This is a genomic window from Paraburkholderia piptadeniae (assembly GCF_900007165.1).
In the GTDB taxonomy this organism is placed as follows: Bacteria; Pseudomonadota; Gammaproteobacteria; order Burkholderiales; family Burkholderiaceae; genus Paraburkholderia; species Paraburkholderia piptadeniae.
This window is the reverse complement of the sequence record NZ_CYGY02000031.1, coordinates 52,911-67,941: the sequence shown is the minus strand read 5'-3', so window position 1 is coordinate 67,941 and position 15,031 is coordinate 52,911. Positions and strand designations below refer to the sequence as shown.

13 protein-coding genes are annotated in these 15,031 nt (G+C 64.0%); 7 read left to right on the top strand and 6 right to left on the bottom strand.

Translation table 11 applies throughout. From position 1 onward, the window contains the following. Nucleotides 1-37 precede the first annotated feature (37 nt). Nucleotides 38-589, bottom strand: a complete 552-nt coding sequence (locus BN2476_RS16300; RefSeq protein ID WP_087735209.1) for a hypoxanthine-guanine phosphoribosyltransferase — start codon at nucleotides 587-589, stop codon at nucleotides 38-40. 153 nt (nucleotides 590-742) lie between these two features. Next, on the bottom strand, nucleotides 743-2,110 hold the full coding sequence (gene ffh / locus BN2476_RS16295) for a signal recognition particle protein (protein ID WP_087735208.1): 1,368 nt from the start codon (nucleotides 2,108-2,110) through the stop codon (nucleotides 743-745). 108 nt (nucleotides 2,111-2,218) lie between these two features. Here ffh and BN2476_RS16290 point away from each other — a divergent pair, with 108 nt between their 5' ends. The 7 genes from BN2476_RS16290 (at nucleotide 2,219) to BN2476_RS16255 (ending at nucleotide 10,630) form a co-directional block, all read left to right on the top strand. Next, nucleotides 2,219-3,166 (top strand): cytochrome C assembly family protein, encoded by a 948-nt coding sequence (locus tag BN2476_RS16290; RefSeq protein ID WP_087735207.1) that lies wholly within the window; start codon nucleotides 2,219-2,221, stop codon nucleotides 3,164-3,166. Nucleotides 3,167-3,171: 5 nt separating this feature from the next. Beyond that, nucleotides 3,172-3,504 (top strand): PP0621 family protein, encoded by a 333-nt coding sequence (locus tag BN2476_RS16285; RefSeq protein WP_087735206.1) that lies wholly within the window; start codon nucleotides 3,172-3,174, stop codon nucleotides 3,502-3,504. Further along, a complete protein-coding gene (gene ampD, locus BN2476_RS16280) occupies nucleotides 3,501-4,121 on the top strand; it encodes a 1,6-anhydro-N-acetylmuramyl-L-alanine amidase AmpD (RefSeq protein WP_087735205.1) in 621 nt (206 codons plus the stop codon). Before BN2476_RS16285 ends, ampD begins: the two co-directional genes overlap by 4 nt. A 491-nt stretch (nucleotides 4,122-4,612) precedes the next feature. Next, nucleotides 4,613-7,621, top strand: a complete 3,009-nt coding sequence (locus tag BN2476_RS16275; RefSeq protein ID WP_087735204.1) for a ribonucleoside-diphosphate reductase subunit alpha — start codon at nucleotides 4,613-4,615, stop codon at nucleotides 7,619-7,621. Nucleotides 7,622-8,347: 726 nt separating this feature from the next. Further along, entirely contained in the window at nucleotides 8,348-9,571 is a 1,224-nt protein-coding gene (locus BN2476_RS16265) for a ribonucleotide-diphosphate reductase subunit beta (protein WP_087735202.1), read from the top strand. A gap of 79 nt (nucleotides 9,572-9,650) precedes the next feature. After that, the gene (locus tag BN2476_RS16260) at nucleotides 9,651-9,977 is read left to right on the top strand and encodes a hypothetical protein (protein WP_087735201.1); all 327 of its coding nucleotides are present in this window, start codon (nucleotides 9,651-9,653) and stop codon (nucleotides 9,975-9,977) included. Between the two features lie 29 nt (nucleotides 9,978-10,006). Next, nucleotides 10,007-10,630 carry a histone H1-like DNA-binding protein gene (locus BN2476_RS16255; RefSeq protein WP_087735252.1) on the top strand — a complete coding sequence of 208 codons (624 nt, stop codon included), beginning with the start codon at nucleotides 10,007-10,009 and terminating at the stop codon, nucleotides 10,628-10,630. A gap of 325 nt (nucleotides 10,631-10,955) precedes the next feature. On the opposite strand, the gene BN2476_RS16250 is transcribed toward BN2476_RS16255, so the two are convergent. The 4 genes from BN2476_RS16250 to BN2476_RS16235 form a co-directional block, all read right to left on the bottom strand. Continuing rightward, a complete protein-coding gene (locus tag BN2476_RS16250) occupies nucleotides 10,956-11,444 on the bottom strand; it encodes an outer membrane lipoprotein (protein ID WP_087735200.1) in 489 nt (162 codons plus the stop codon). A gap of 70 nt (nucleotides 11,445-11,514) precedes the next feature. Further along, the gene (locus tag BN2476_RS16245; RefSeq protein WP_087735199.1) at nucleotides 11,515-12,459 is read right to left on the bottom strand and encodes a carbohydrate kinase family protein; all 945 of its coding nucleotides are present in this window, start codon (nucleotides 12,457-12,459) and stop codon (nucleotides 11,515-11,517) included. 110 nt (nucleotides 12,460-12,569) lie between these two features. Then, nucleotides 12,570-13,070, bottom strand: a complete 501-nt coding sequence (gene tpx, locus BN2476_RS16240) for a thiol peroxidase (protein WP_087735198.1) — start codon at nucleotides 13,068-13,070, stop codon at nucleotides 12,570-12,572. Between the two features lie 95 nt (nucleotides 13,071-13,165). Further along, the gene (locus BN2476_RS16235; RefSeq protein ID WP_438942883.1) at nucleotides 13,166-14,986 is read right to left on the bottom strand and encodes a DUF3426 domain-containing protein; all 1,821 of its coding nucleotides are present in this window, start codon (nucleotides 14,984-14,986) and stop codon (nucleotides 13,166-13,168) included. Nucleotides 14,987-15,031: the final 45 nt, after the last annotated feature.

The following is a 15,031-nucleotide window of genomic DNA, read 5'->3' as shown; positions in this document are numbered from 1 at the left end:
GAGGTCGCTATTTCATGTGGGCATCAGCAGAAAAGCGTCAAGCGCCTTCCGTCAACGCGCGAATGGTGGGCAGATTGCGCCAGTATCCCTTCGCGTCCATTCCGCAACCGAACACGTAACGGTCCGGCACTTCGAAGCCGCAGAAGTCCGGGCGCAGCGGCTTCGCCTTCGGGATGATCTTCTCGCACAGCACCGCGCTCATGAAGCGCTTCGCGCCCATCGCCATGATGCGGTCGCGGATCGCGGCCATCGTTTCGCCTTCGTCGAGGATGTCGTCGAGCACCAGCACGACCCGGTCCTTCACCGACTCGGCGGGCGCGACGCGCCATTGCATCTCCGCGCTGCCCTTGATCGCGTTGCGATAGCGGGTGAGGTGGATGTAGTCGAACTCGAGCGGGAAGTCCAGATGCGGCAGCAGCATGCCCGTGAACACCGCCGCGCCGCCCATCACCGACAGCACGAGCGGAAAGTCTTCGGCCATCTCGGCGCGGATGGCGCTCGCCATGCGGCCGATGGAGGCGTCGACGTCGCTGGCCGAAACGATTTCTTCGGAGTGGCGGAAAATGTGGAGAGCTTCTTCGCGATTCATGACGTCTGGCGGGCGGTAACTGTATACATAGTGTGAGAGACAACGACCCGGTGCGCTACAGCATATACCCGCGCCTTTATTCGGCATACGCACCGGGTCGAGATGGCTGCCGCGCGCTCGCATCCGTGGAGGAGCGCACGCGGCCGAAAGGGATCAGCGCATGCCCGGCATCATGCCCTTCATGCCGCGCATCATCTTCTGCAGGTTGCCGCCCTTGAGCTTCTTCATCATCGTGCGCATCTGGTCGTACTGGTTCAGCAGCCGGTTGACTTCCTGAACCTGCACGCCCGCGCCCGCCGCGATGCGGCGCTTGCGCGTCGCCTTGATCAGCTCGGGCTTCGCGCGCTCGGCGGGCGTCATCGAGTTGATGATGCCTTCCATGCGGCGCATCTGCTTTTCGGCCTGGCCCATGTCGGCATTCGACGCGGCCTGCTGGAACTGCGCGGGCAGCTTGTCCATCAGCGACGACAGGCCGCCCATCTTCTTCATCTGCGAAAGCTGCGCGCGGAAATCGTTCAGATCGAAGTCGCCGCCTTTCTTGACCTTGTCGGCGAGCTTCTGCGCGGCCTGCACGTCGACGCCGCGCTGCGCTTCCTCGACGAGCGCGAGAATGTCGCCCATGCCGAGAATCCGGTTCGCCATCCGGTCCGGATAGAAAATTTCGAGGCCGTCGAGCTTTTCCGCGACGCCGACGAACTTGATCGGCTTGCCCGTCACGTGACGCACCGACAGCGCCGCGCCGCCGCGCGAATCGCCGTCGAGCTTCGTCAGCACGACGCCCGTGAGCGGCAGCGCGTCGTTGAACGCCTTCGCGGTGTTCACAGCGTCCTGACCGAGCATCGCATCGACGACGAAGAGCGTTTCCGCCGGATCGAGCGCCTTATGCAACGCCGTGATCTCGTTCATCATCGCTTCGTCGATACCGAGACGGCCGGCCGTGTCGACGAGCAGCACATCGTGATAGTGACGCTTCGCCCAGTCGACGGCGGCGCGCGCGATATCGACGGGCTTCTGGTCCGGCTGCGACGGGAAGAAATCGGCGCCGACCTGCTCGGTCACTGTCTTGAGCTGAGCGATAGCGGCGGGGCGATACACGTCGCACGACACCGTCAGCACTTTCTTCTTGTACTTTTCGCGCAGCAGCTTCGCGAGCTTGCCGACGGTGGTCGTCTTACCCGCGCCCTGCAGACCCGCCATCAAGATGATTGCAGGTGGCGTGACGGCGAGATCCAGCTCGACGGCCTTGCCTTCGTAGTCGCCGCCGATCACGGCCGTCAGCTCGCGCTGCACGACGCCGACGAGCGCCTGACCCGGCGACAGGCTGGCGATCACTTCCTCGCCGAGCGCCTTCTCCTTCACCTTCGCGATGAAGTCGCGCACGACGGGCAGCGCCACGTCCGCTTCGAGGAGCGCGAGGCGCACTTCGCGCAGCATCTCCTGCGTGTTCGCCTCGGTGAGGCGGGCTTCGCCGCGCAGCGTCTTGACGACGCGCGCCATCCGTTGAGTGAGATTGTCGAGCATGGGGAGCGATGAGCAGTGCGGCCCGTTCGTCACCGCGCCAGAGCGGCCGACGCCGCTAGCGCAACGTCGCAAACGTCATGGAGAAGGGGCCTAGTGTAAACTTCGAATATGGATATTGTACTGTATGCCCTCACTGCGCTCCTGTACGGCGGTCTCGCCGTCGCGGGCTGGCGCGCGCACCGCCAGACGGCCGTGCGGCCCATGCTCGAAAGCGTGCGGCACGTTTCGTCCGCGGCGCCGCTGCCGGCGGGCGGAGGGCGAGGGCTGTCGTCGGCAGCATCCGCGGGCATGTCGATGACCACGCGCATCGTGCTGCTCGTCGCGCTGCTCGCACACGGCGTGCTGCTGCACACGACGATCTTCCCGCACGACGCGATGGTGTTCGGCTTCGCGTTCGCGCTCTCCGCGATGTTCTGGCTCGGCGCGGGCATCTACTGGATCGAGAGTTTCTTCTTTCCGCTCGACGGCCTGCGCCTGCTCGTCCTGCCGCTGGCTTGCGTCGCGTCGCTGCTGCCGCTGTTATTCAGCGGCGTTCACGTGCTGTCGTACGCAGCCGATCCGCTCTTCAAGCTGCACTTCCTGATCGCGAACGTCGCGTATGGTCTCTTCGCGATCGCGGCGCTGCACGCGGTGCTGATGCTGCTCGTCGAGCGCCGGCTGCACGCGATGCGCGGCGGCACGCTCGCGCGGCAAGGCGCCGCAGCCGCGAACGGCTGGCTGTCGAGCTGGCTCGATACGCTGCCGCCGCTGCTCACGCTGGAGACGCTGCTGTTCCGTCTGATCGGCGCGGGTTTCGTGCTGCTCACGCTGACGCTGCTCTCGGGAATCCTGTTCAACGAACAGCTCGCCGACCGCGCGCTGCAGCTCGATCACAAGACCGTGTTCGCGATTCTCTCGTGGATCATGTTCGGCGCGCTGCTGACGGCGCGCAAAGTGTCCGGCTGGCGTGGGCGCGCTGCGTTGCGCTGGGTGCTCGCGTCGTTCGTCGCGCTGCTGCTCGCGTACGTCGGCAGCCGTTTCGTTTTCGAGGTGCTGTTGCACCGCCCTGTGGTCTGAGTGTCATGCGACAAATTTTTCTGCTGATCCTGTTGTTCATCGTCGGCCAGTGGCTGGTGAAGGCGCTGCGCCGCGCCGATTCGTCGCGCACGGCGCGCACGGGTGCGGGCGGTCATACGGGTGCCGATGCGCACGCGGGCACACGCAGCCATGGTCACGCGGGCGGCGGCGCGCACAGCAAGGCCGCGGGCCAGCTTCCCGAGCCGATGATCCGCTGCGTCGAATGCGGCGTGCACGCGCCGAAGAGCGATTCCGTCCTGGTCGACGGGCAGACGTTCTGCTCGCACGATCACGCGAAGCGCTACGCCGCCCGTCCTGCGGGCCGCAACGCGCGATGACGGCAGCGACTGCCGCGCGTTTCACCGTCGATGCAAACGGCTGGGTCAACGAAGCGCACAAGCTGCCGTCCCCGAATTTCGAGGTGCGTCCGAACGGCGCGCGTCCCACGCTGATCGTCGTTCACAACATCAGCCTGCCGCCGAACGAATTCGGCGGCGCGGGCATCACCGATCTCTTCCTCGACCGGCTCGACTGCGACGCGCATCCGTACTACGACGCGCATTTGCGCGGCGTGCGCGTGTCCGCGCATTTCGTGATCCGTCGCGACGGCGCGCTCGAGCAATACGTGTCATGCGACGAGCGCGCGTGGCATGCGGGCGCGTCGAACTTCTTCGGACGCGAGCGCTGCAACGACTTCTCGATCGGCATCGAACTCGAAGGCAGCGACACGACGCCGTTCGAAGCGTCGCAATACGAGACGCTCGCACCGCTCGTGCAGGCGCTCGCCGCGCACTATGCAATCGACGCGCTCGCCGGTCACGCCGACATCGCGCCCGGCCGCAAGACCGATCCCGGTCCGCATTTCGACTGGCCGCGTCTGCAACGCGACACGGCGCTCGCCGATCGGTACTTCCCCTATCTGCATCCGTCGTCGCGCGCGCCGATAACGACGTAAGCACGTCACTTCGCGTTCGTACGATGCCGCACCGGCAGCGCGAGATCGCTGTGTTCCGCCGTCGCCTTCATCCGGCGCGGGCTACCCAAAAGTCAATACCGTCTGACCAAATAAAACAATTTGCGATAGCCACTCAGTACACTATACTTCGTGCCGTAATGCAGTCGATGCACTATATCTTGTGTTGATCAGGCGGCGCCCCGCTCCGAGAGCATGGCGCCGTCAGCATTCCCGGCATTGAAAAAACTTGATGCGGCGCAGTCGGTTGAGAGAGCCGGCGCGCCCGCAGCTTCGAAGAAAAGGGCGCAGTCAGTGATCGCGACACACATGATGAAGGCGTACGTCCCAACGGATCTGTCGCATCCGGCCACTCTGCTTTACGGTTCCCGCTGCCTCTTTTCTTTTGCCCTATCGCATGCGTCCGGGGTGGCGCAGCGTTTGTACTAATCCGCGGATCACTCCGCACCATTCCAAGACCAGGAGCTTTGCACATGCAAACGACCGACAACGTGACGACCCGGTTCGAGGGCGCACCCACTGGCCGCCCCGTCGAAGGGCCCGCACAGGGCGACCAGGCGCTCGCAACGCAGACGGGCTATGCCGACTACAAGGTGATCCGTCGCAACGGCAGTGTGGTGTCGTTCGAGCCGTCGAAAATCGCCATCGCGGTGACGAAGGCGTTTCTGGCCGTCAACGGTGGTCAGGGCGCGGCGTCGGCGCGCGTTCGCGAACTGGTCGAGCAGCTCACGCAGAACGTCGTCCGTGCGCTCGTGCGCAGCCGTCCGAACGGCGGCACGTTCCATATCGAAGACATTCAGGATCAGGTCGAACTCGCGCTGATGCGCACGGGCGAGCACAACGTCGCGCGTGCCTACGTGCTGTATCGCGAGAAGCGTAGCCAGGAGCGCGGTCATGAGGCGGAGGCGCCGGCGGGTACGTCGGGTCTGAACGTGACCGACAACGGCATCGCGCGTCCGCTCGATCTGCCGGCGCTGCGCGGCCTGATCGAATCGGCGTGCGCGAATCTGGGCGATGCGGTGAACGCGGAGCCGATCGTCGCCGAGACGGTGAAGAACCTGTACGACGGCGTACCGATGAGCCAGGTCTACGACTCGGCCATCCTCGCTGCGCGCACGATGATCGAGAAGGACCCGGCGTACAGCCAGGTCACGTCTCGCATCCTGCTGCACACGATCCGCCGCGAGATCCTCGAAGAGGAAGTCACGCAAGCCGAAATGGCCGGCCGCTATGCCGAATACTTCCCGCTCTTCATCAAGCGCGGCGTGCAGGCCGAGCTGCTCGACGACAAGCTGCTGCAATTCGACCTGAAGCGTCTCGGCGCCGCGCTCGACGCGGACCGCGACCTGCAGTTCGGCTACCTCGGCCTGCAGACGCTGTATGACCGCTACTTCCTGCACGTCGACGGCACGCGCATCGAAATGCCCCAGGCATTCTTTATGCGTGTCGCGATGGGCCTCTCGCTGAACGAGATCGACCGCGAAGCGCGCGCGATCGAGTTCTACAACGTGCTGTCGAGCTTCGACTTCATGTCGTCGACGCCGACGCTGTTCAACTCGGGCACGCGCCGCTCGCAGCTGTCGTCGTGCTATCTGACGACGGTCGACGACGACCTCGACGGCATCTACGAAGCGCTGAAGGAAAACGCGCTGCTGTCGAAGTTCGCTGGCGGTCTCGGCAACGACTGGACACGCGTGCGCGCGCTCGGCTCGCACATCAAGGGCACCAACGGCAAGTCGCAAGGCGTCGTGCCGTTCCTGAAGGTCGTCAACGACACGGCTGTCGCCGTGAACCAGGGCGGCAAGCGCAAGGGCGCGGTGTGCGCGTACCTGGAATCGTGGCACCTCGACATCGAAGAGTTCCTCGAGCTGCGCAAGAACACGGGTGACGACCGTCGCCGCACGCACGACATGAACACGGCGAACTGGATTCCCGACCTGTTCATGAAGCGCGTGCTCGAAGGCGGCGACTGGACGCTGTTCTCGCCGTCGACCTGCCCGGACCTGCACGACAAGTTCGGCGCCGAGTTCGAAGCGGCTTACACGGCTTACGAAGACAAGGTCGCGCGCGGCGAGATCAAGCTGTTCAAGAAGATTCCGGCGGCGCAGTTGTGGCGCAAGATGCTCGGCATGCTGTTCGAAACGGGCCATCCGTGGATCACGTTCAAGGACCCGTGCAATGTGCGCTCGCCGCAACAGCACGTCGGCGTCGTCCACTCGTCGAACCTGTGCACGGAAATCACGCTTAACACGAGCGACGCCGAAATCGCCGTCTGCAACCTGGGCTCGGTGAACCTGGTCGCGCATCTGAAGGAGCAGGCCGACGGCACGCTCGCGCTCGACCACGACAAGCTAAAGCGCACGATCAGCGTCGCGATGCGCATGCTCGACAACGTCATCGACATCAACTACTACGCGGTCGCGAAGGCGCGTAATTCGAACCTGAAGCACCGCCCCGTCGGCATGGGCATCATGGGCTTCCAGGACTGCCTGCACGTGCTGCGCACGCCGTACGCATCGCAGGAAGCCGTCGAGTTCGCCGACCGTTCGATGGAAGCAGTCTGCTACTACGCGTACTGGGCGTCGACGGAACTCGCGGAAGAGCGCGGCCGCTACTCGACGTACCGTGGCTCGCTGTGGGATCGCGGCATCCTCCCGCAGGACACGCTGAAGCTGCTCGCCGACGCACGCGGCGGCTACGTCGAAGTCGATTCGAGCGAGTCGATGGACTGGGCGTCGCTGCGTTCGCGCATCGCCACGCACGGCATGCGCAACTCGAACTGCGTCGCGATCGCGCCGACGGCGACGATCTCGAACATCATCGGCGTGTCTGCATGTATCGAGCCGACGTTCCAGAACCTCTACGTGAAGTCGAACCTGTCGGGCGAATTCACGGTGGTGAACGACTACCTCGTGCGTGATCTGAAGGCGCGCGGCCTGTGGGACGAAGTGATGGTCGCGGACCTGAAGTACTTCGACGGCTCGCTGTCGCGCATCGACCGCGTGCCGGCCGACCTGCGCGCGATCTATGCGACCGCGTTCGAAGTCGATGCAACGTGGCTGGTCGAAGCGGCGTCGCGCCGTCAGAAGTGGATCGACCAGGCGCAGTCGCTGAACATCTACATGGCGGGCGCGTCGGGCAAGAAGCTCGACGAGGTCTACAAGCTCGCATGGCTGCGCGGCCTGAAGACGACGTACTACCTGCGCACGATGGCGGCGACGCACGTCGAGAAGTCGACGGTCGCGCACGGCGCGCTGAACGCGGTGCCGTCGGGCGACGGTGGCGAAGGCGGCGCAGCGGGTGGTTTCGGTGTCGGCGGCGGTGCGGCTTTGTCGGGCGTGACGGGCGGCTTCCAGGCATCGGCCGCGGTAGCAACGGCAGTGCCCGCAGCGGCACCCGAAGCAGCACCCGAAGCGGATGGTCCTGTCTGCATGATGCGTCCGGGCGACCCTGGCTTTGAAGAGTGTGAAGCCTGCCAGTAAGCACGCGCAGTCGGCAGGCAGCACTGCACGCAGTACAGCTGTCAGCAGCAAGCGGCAGCAAGCAGTAACCCGCCGCCGGTTCTTGCCGGCGGCGCGCAGAAAGAGATGGGCGGCGCAGGCGGAACGCGCCGCTCATCGCGAAGCGAAGTCGAAGCAGCACGCACGAAAACGTCGAGCAAGATTCCGGCAAGACTCCGATGACGCGCCGCGAAAGCAGAAGCCGATGCGCTTCGAGCGAGCGAGACGCGCGAGAGCCGACACTCGAGCAGCACTTCGATCAGGCAATTCATCGCGCAGTGTGCCCGGCGATGTGCCGGGGCAGTCGGTCAGGCGAAGCTGCGAGGAACATCACGTGCTACACGTCGGTTGATGGCTGCGAGGAAACACGAAGCCGCAAGCCGAATGCAGCACGCGAAGCAGCGGACGAGCAGGCGATGCATCACATGCCCGACCGCTTCGACAGAACATCGCGACGTGTACGAAGACGCAATCGTTTCGAAGCCGAAGCAACGCACACGCATCGCTGAAGCAACGCTCTTTCGATCGTGCATCGCGCTACATCGACACACGTTTCGATCGACTCGCATCGAGTGACCTTCACTGACTCATGAACAAAGTGTTGTATGAAGGTCGCAACGCGATTCGAAAACAGGATTTTTCATGAGCGGACCCTTTTAACGCTCGTGAAAAGATGGTACAAACCGATCTAAATTGATGGTGACATTTATGCTCAACTGGGATGACGAGATCACTGCCGTAACTCCCTCGAGTGCGACGCAACCGAACGTGTTGCGCAACGCTGAGGGAACGGCCGTCGGTTCGCAAGTGCAAACGCGTTCCGCTCATCAAGCTCCCTCGGCTCAACAAGTATTCGCGAACGACATCGCAATTGCTCCGTCGGCACAATCGAATGCGCCGGCCGTCGCTCCCGAAGCTCGCGTGAATGTCGCCGACAAGCGCATCATCAACGGCCAGACTGACGTCAATCAACTGGTGCCGTTCAAGTACAAGTGGGCGTGGGAGAAGTACCTCTCTGGCTGCGCGAACCACTGGATGCCGCAGGAAATCAACATGTCCCGCGACATCGCGCTCTGGAAAGACCCGAACGGGCTGACAGAAGACGAGCGCCGCATCGTCAAGCGCAACCTCGGCTTCTTCGTGACGGCCGACTCGCTCGCGGCGAACAACATCGTTCTCGGCACGTATCGTCACATCACGGCGCCCGAATGCCGCCAGTTCCTGCTGCGCCAGGCGTTCGAAGAGGCGATCCACACGCACGCCTACCAGTACATCGTCGAGTCGCTCGGTCTCGACGAAGGTGAAATCTTCAACGCGTATCACGAAGTTACATCGATCCGCGACAAAGACGAATTCCTGATTCCGTTCATCCACACGCTCACCGACCCGGCCTTCAAGACGGGCACGCTCGAAGCAGACCAGAAGCTGCTCAAGTCGCTGATCGTGTTCGCGTGCGTGATGGAAGGGCTGTTCTTCTACGTCGGCTTTACCCAGATCCTGGCGCTCGGCCGCCAGAACAAGATGACGGGCGCGGCGGAACAGTACCAATACATCCTGCGCGACGAGTCGATGCACTGCAATTTCGGCATCGACCTGATCAACCAGATCAAACTCGAAAACCCGCATCTGTGGACGCCGGAGTTCCGCGCGGAGATCCGCGAGATCTTCAGGCATGCGGTCGACCTCGAATATCGCTACGCAGAAGACACGATGCCGCGCGGGGTGCTCGGCCTCAACGCGTCGATGTTCAAGAGCTATCTGCGCTTCATCTGCAACCGCCGTTGCCAGCAGATCGGTATCGATCCGCTGTTCCCGAACGAGGAAAACCCGTTCCCGTGGATGAGCGAGATGATCGACCTTAAGAAGGAACGCAATTTCTTCGAGACTCGGGTTATCGAATATCAGACCGGCGGCGCGCTGTCCTGGGAGTAACCCAACGCGTCGCGTATGTATTTGATGGGGTTGCCGCCGGCCGTGCCGCGGCAAGTTTGATGAGGAGCATGACCGCCTGATGCAGAGCGTGCCCGGTGCGCCGCGGAATGCCGCGGCCCATAAAGATTACAGGCACTTTGCGAACCCTTCAGTGGGATGGGCAAACTTCCCCCCGGAAAAAGCCGTCCGCGCGAAAGCGAGCGGCTCGATCAAACGATTGCCGGCGTCGACATCCGATGCCGACTGGACTTGGCGCGCTGTGCCCGATGGCACGGCGCGCCTTACCGTATTCATTAGCGTAAGCGCGCTGGAGCTGCGTACGCCGATGAATAGCCCGCTTCGCAGTGGCCGCCGTGAGAAGCGTCCGCGGGAAGCGGGTTTTGACGAAGGGTGTAGTTTGAACTGACTCTCATCTGAAACCTGAAGGAGAAAATGATGGCACTCGCCAAGAAGAAGCCGGCAGCCAAGAAGGCTGCAGCAAAGAAGGTCGTCGCGAAGAAGGCGGCTCCCGCCAAGAAGGCAGCACCGGCTAAGAAGGCCGCTGTGAAGAAGGTTGCAGCGAAGAAAGTCGCCGTGAAGAAGGTTGCTGCGAAGAAGGCAGCACCGGCGAAGAAGGCAGCTGCAAAGAAGGTCGCAGCGAAGAAGGTTGCAGCGAAGAAGGTTGCAGCGAAGAAAGTCGCCGTGAAGAAGGTTGCTGCGAAGAAGGCAGCACCGGCGAAGAAGGCCGCTGCAAAGAAAGTCGCAGCGAAGAAGGTTGCAGCGAAGAAAGTCGCCGTGAAGAAGGTTGCTGCGAAGAAGGCAGCACCGGCGAAGAAGGCCGCTGCGAAGAAGGCGCCCGCTAAGAAGGCTGCTGCCAAAAAGGCTGCGCCTGCGAAGAAGGCTGCCGCGAAAAAGGCCGCTGCGCCTGCGAAGAAGGCTGCGCCTGCGAAGAAGGCTGTTGCGAAGAAGGCAGCACCTGCTCCCGCTGCGCCCGCTGCTTCGACGGCGCCGGCTGCTACGGTCAAGACCGCGTTGAACCCGGCGGCAGCATGGCCGTTCCCGACGGGCAGCCGTCCGTAAGAGCTGATGCCGCAACGGACGCATCCAGCATGCGTCCGGCGATTGAGTAGGGCTACTCGATCAAACTGATCCCGCCGCCGGGCAACTGGCGGCGGGATTTTTTCGTCTGGTGTTCGACTTGTGCGTCTTGTGTTTCGTGCCGGCGACGACGCGGTGGGCTCGCGCGCGGGCAACGTCTGTCGAAGAATGCGCAGCTCATGCGGCGATGCGCAAACGAGAGACGAAAAAAAAAAGCATGCACAGGGGAGCACATGCGTGTGAGGTTGCCGTCACGGCGCGAGAGCGCGCCGTCGGCAGGGAAATGGATTGCGTCCGCGGGAACGCGTCAGTGGGTCACGCGGGTCACGCCGCCGCTCGACAGCAGACGCACGCGCTCGCCGGCCTGGAAGATTTCGCCCGTCGCGCTTTGCGTGATCGCGCGCATGTCTCCGTTGTCGAGGCGCACCGTGATTTCGACGCCGTCGCGCATCGCGGTGCTGTTCTCGATCGTGTTGCCTGCCACGGCGCCCGCCAGCCCGCCGACGATGCCCGTCAGGATCGAGCCACGGCCGCCGCCGATCGCGCTGCCCGCGACCGCGCCGAGCGCGCCGCCGCCCACCGCGCCGATGCCGCTCGGCTGACCGTTGTTCGTGCTGATCTTCACGGCGCGCACGCTGTCGACCATGCCCATGCGTACGGTCTCTTCACGTTGGGCCTGCGATGACGTGTACACGTCGGCGGAACTGCTGTTGTACGCGCAGCCTGTCACGGCGAGCGAACTGACGATCATCGCGCCCAGTACCAGGCGGCCCACAGTACAACTTGTTGTTTTCATTCCCTTGACTCCAAACGGGCTCGCTTCTTCGAGCCCTCAAACGCGACCGGCCAGGCGCGGCGTATGCGCGTCACGCGCCCGCGGGCAGTTCGTAACCGAATGCCTGCTTGAACCGGTCGTTGATCTCCGCGCGCGAAGGCGCATAGTTTTGCGGCCCTTGATGTTCGATCTTGAGCGCGCCCATCAGACTCGCGAGACGGCCCGTGGTTGCCCAGCCGAGACCCTTCTCGATGCCGTGCAGCAGGCCGCCCCGGAAGGCATCGCCGCAACCCGTGGGGTCCAGCACCTGCTTTGCCTTGACGGCCGGAATCTCTTCGATGCCGCCCGAATGGTGAATCTGCGCACCGTGCTCGCCGCGCGTCACGATCAGCGCATCGACACGGCTTGCGATCTCTTCGATCGACCAGCCCGTCTTGTTGCTCACGAGTGCGGCTTCGTAGTCATTGACTGCCACGTAGGTGGCAAGTTCAATCATGCGGCGCAGCGACGCGCCGTCGAATAGCGGCAGCCCCTGGCCCGGATCGAAGATGAACGGAATGCCCGCCGCCGCGAACTGTTCGGAGTGCTGGATCATGCCGTCGAAGCCGTCCGGTGCGACGATGCCGAGCTTCATGCCCGGCTGGTCGGCGCGGTTCAGATGCGACTGCATCATCGCGCCCGGGTGGAACGCGGTGATCTGATTGTTCTCGAGGTCGGTCGTGATCATCGCCTGCGCCGAGTACGTGTCGGGCAGCACGCGCACGTGCGCTTTCGAGAGTCCGAGCGTATCGAGGCGATCGATATACAGCTGCGCGTCGACGGCGCCGAGCGTCGCCATGATGCGCGCGTCGCCGCCGAGCAGATGCAGCGAGTACGCGATATTGCCCGCGCAGCCGCCGAATTCGCGACGCATCGTCGGCACGAGGAAGCTGACGTTCAGGATGTGGACCTGTTCCGGCAGGATGTGCTCCCGAAAGCGCCCTTCGAAGGTCATGATGTTGTCGTAGGCGAGCGAGCCGCAAATCAGCGTAGCCAAAGCGAGCGTTCCTATAAGTATCGGTGTCGGAGGGAAAAGGGGCGCGACGATGTGACAGCGCCGCTCCCGGGCGATGCGGGAGCGGCGCTGTGTCGACGCAAGCGTGAAGCTTACTTCAGCGCGGCGAGCGCTGCGTCGTAGTTCGGTTCGTTCTTGATTTCGCCGACGAGCTCGGCGTGCACGACCTTGTCGTTCTCATCGAGGACGACGACGGCGCGCGCCGTCAGGCCCGTCAGCGGGCCGCTCGTCACGTCGACGCCGTACGCTTGCGCGAACTCGTGGCCGCGGAACGTCGAGGCCGTCACGACGTTTTCGATCCCTTCCGTCGTGCAGAAGCGCGATGCGGCGAACGGCAGGTCGCCTGACACGACGATCACGGCCGTGTTGTTCAGCTTGGCGGCTGCTTCGTTGAACTTGCGCGTCGAGGTTGCGCAGGTCGGCGTGTCGAGACTCGGGACGATGTTCAGCACCTTGCGCTTGCCGGCGAAGTCGGCGAGCGAGAGAGGCTTCAGATCCTTGCCGACGAGCGTGAAGGCGCGCGCCTTCTGGCCGACGGACGGGAACGTGCCAGCGACTTCGATCGGGTTGCCACCCAGCGTGACTTGACTCATGTTGTGCTCCGAAGATTCGTCAGGGATTGACGGGATGCGCGTCCGGTTCGTGCCGGACGCGCGGGTGTAACCAGCTCGCGCCGCAGAGATACCCGTTACGGATAGAAAATCTGCACGCGGAAATTCGAGGCGACGGTATTGCCGGTGTCGAGGCGCACGATCATCGTCTGCGTCGTGCGGGCGGGCAGGCCTGCTGCAATCGGCGTGCCGGGCTTCACATAGTCTTGCGGCCACAGCACGCGCCGCACGGCGACGTTGTTGTTCTCGTCGAGCAGCGTCAGTTCGACTGCGGGATAGGCGAGCGCGATGTCGAAGCGGTTGCGCAGCGGCATCCTCAGTTCGAGCTTGTGCGGTCCGTCGATCTGGCGCAGATCGGACGGCTCGACCAGCAGGCCGTCGATATCGCGCGGCGGCCCGACTCTGCAGCCCAGATTCGCGCAAGCCTTCACGAAGAGCGACTGCGAATCGGGCCACGCGACCATCACCGATTCGCGTTGCCACCATGCGAGCTGCGCGAGCAGCAAGACGGCCAGCACGGCGATCACGACTCCGCCGACGGCCTGCCACACGACGCGGCGTGAGTCCTGTCCGAGCGGCTCGCGTCGGACGGCGAATGCATCGTCGTCATCGTCGGGCGCGGCGGCGAACGGCTGGCGCGCACCTCCACCGAAGCTCGGCTCGTGATCGTGTTCTTCGGCGGGCGAGCCGAAGTAGGGCTCGCGATGCCGGCGATCGTCGGCGGACGGCGCGGCCGCGCTGTCATCGGGGTCGAAGAAGGGTTTGTGCCGCTTGTCGCGAAGCGGCTCGTACAGCCCTTCGTGCAAGGTCTCGTGCAGTGGTTCGTGCAGCGGCTCGTGCAACCGCGCGTCGGCTTCGGCCTTCGCTTCGCGCGCTGCTCCGGCATCGGGTGTGTGCGCCGATTCGCGCGCGGGCTCCGCTGCGCGCCACGTATGCGGCGGCGGCTCAGCGATTTCCTGTTCGAGCACGCGTTCGGGTGAGGCTTCGAAGGTCGGCTCCGTCTTAGGCGCAGCAGGCGATTCGGCAGACTGCGCGGCGCTCGGCTGAGCTTGCGTTGCGACTGGTGGTTCGACCTTCGGCTGAGTTTGCGTATCGACTGACGGTTCGACCTTCGGCTGAGTTTGCGCGGCGCCTGAAGGTTCGACCTTCGGCTGAGCTTGCGCGGTGACTGAAGGTTCGACCTTCGGCTGAGCTTGCGCGGCGACTGACGGCTCGACCTTCGGCTGAGTTTGCGTGTCGACTGACGGTTCGACCTTCGGCTCCGCTCGCACTTCGGCAGTCGGCGACGCCTTCTGCTCGACGGGCGCTTCGACGTGCGGTTCGACCGGCCTGCGCGCGGTCGCCTTTTCCTCTTTCAGCGGCTTCGAGTCGGTCAGTTCGAGCGTCAGAGGCGGCTGAGCGGAACTCGGGATCGTGACGGGCTTGAGCGGAATCGTCGATGCATTGTGACGGATGCGTCCGTCGATCGACGCGTCGGGCGACGGTGCCCACGGGTTCCAAGCTTCCGCGCGGAAGTCGGGCGAGCCGGCGGATGGCGTGCCGTGCGCCGTGTCTCTGGCTTCGACGGACGCTTCATCGACTTGCGCTTGCGCAGCGGCGTGACCGGCCGGCGCTTCTTCGCGCCGTGCAGCCTCGCCGCTCGCGAGCGGCTTTGCGGCATGCTCGTGCTCGTCGGCTTCCGCGGGATGCGCAGGGGCGGGTTCTACCGTGGCTTCAGCGACATGTGGCGAAGCGGATTCCACGGGGTGCATGCCGGCATCTTTGACGGCCGGCTCGATGCGATGCGTATCGGCAGGCGGAGCGGGTTCGACGGAAGGAGCGGTTCCTTCACGTGCGGGCACTTGCCCGCCATTCGCGAGTTTATCGAGCGTGTACGCGGTCACATCGTCGATCGACACGCGCTTTGCTTTATCGACGCTCGTGCCGTTGGTCACATCAAAGAG

Bases quoted from the DNA above. Each gene is read 5' to 3' on its own strand.
- BN2476_RS16250 (WP_087735200.1), bottom strand. From the start codon at position 11,444: ATGAAAACAACAAGTTGTACTGTGGGCCGCCTGGTACTGGGCGCGATG.
- BN2476_RS16290 (WP_087735207.1), top strand. From the start codon at position 2,219: ATGGATATTGTACTGTATGCCCTCACTGCGCTCCTGTACGGCGGTCTC.
- BN2476_RS16260 (WP_087735201.1), top strand. From the start codon at position 9,651: ATGCAGAGCGTGCCCGGTGCGCCGCGGAATGCCGCGGCCCATAAAGAT.
- tpx (WP_087735198.1), bottom strand. From the start codon at position 13,070: ATGAGTCAAGTCACGCTGGGTGGCAACCCGATCGAAGTCGCTGGCACG.
- BN2476_RS16265 (WP_087735202.1), top strand. From the start codon at position 8,348: ATGCTCAACTGGGATGACGAGATCACTGCCGTAACTCCCTCGAGTGCG.
- ampD (WP_087735205.1), top strand. From the start codon at position 3,501: ATGACGGCAGCGACTGCCGCGCGTTTCACCGTCGATGCAAACGGCTGG.
- BN2476_RS16300 (WP_087735209.1), bottom strand. From the start codon at position 589: ATGAATCGCGAAGAAGCTCTCCACATTTTCCGCCACTCCGAAGAAATC.
- BN2476_RS16275 (WP_087735204.1), top strand. From the start codon at position 4,613: ATGCAAACGACCGACAACGTGACGACCCGGTTCGAGGGCGCACCCACT.
- BN2476_RS16285 (WP_087735206.1), top strand. From the start codon at position 3,172: ATGCGACAAATTTTTCTGCTGATCCTGTTGTTCATCGTCGGCCAGTGG.
- ffh (WP_087735208.1), bottom strand. From the start codon at position 2,110: ATGCTCGACAATCTCACTCAACGGATGGCGCGCGTCGTCAAGACGCTG.
- BN2476_RS16255 (WP_087735252.1), top strand. From the start codon at position 10,007: ATGGCACTCGCCAAGAAGAAGCCGGCAGCCAAGAAGGCTGCAGCAAAG.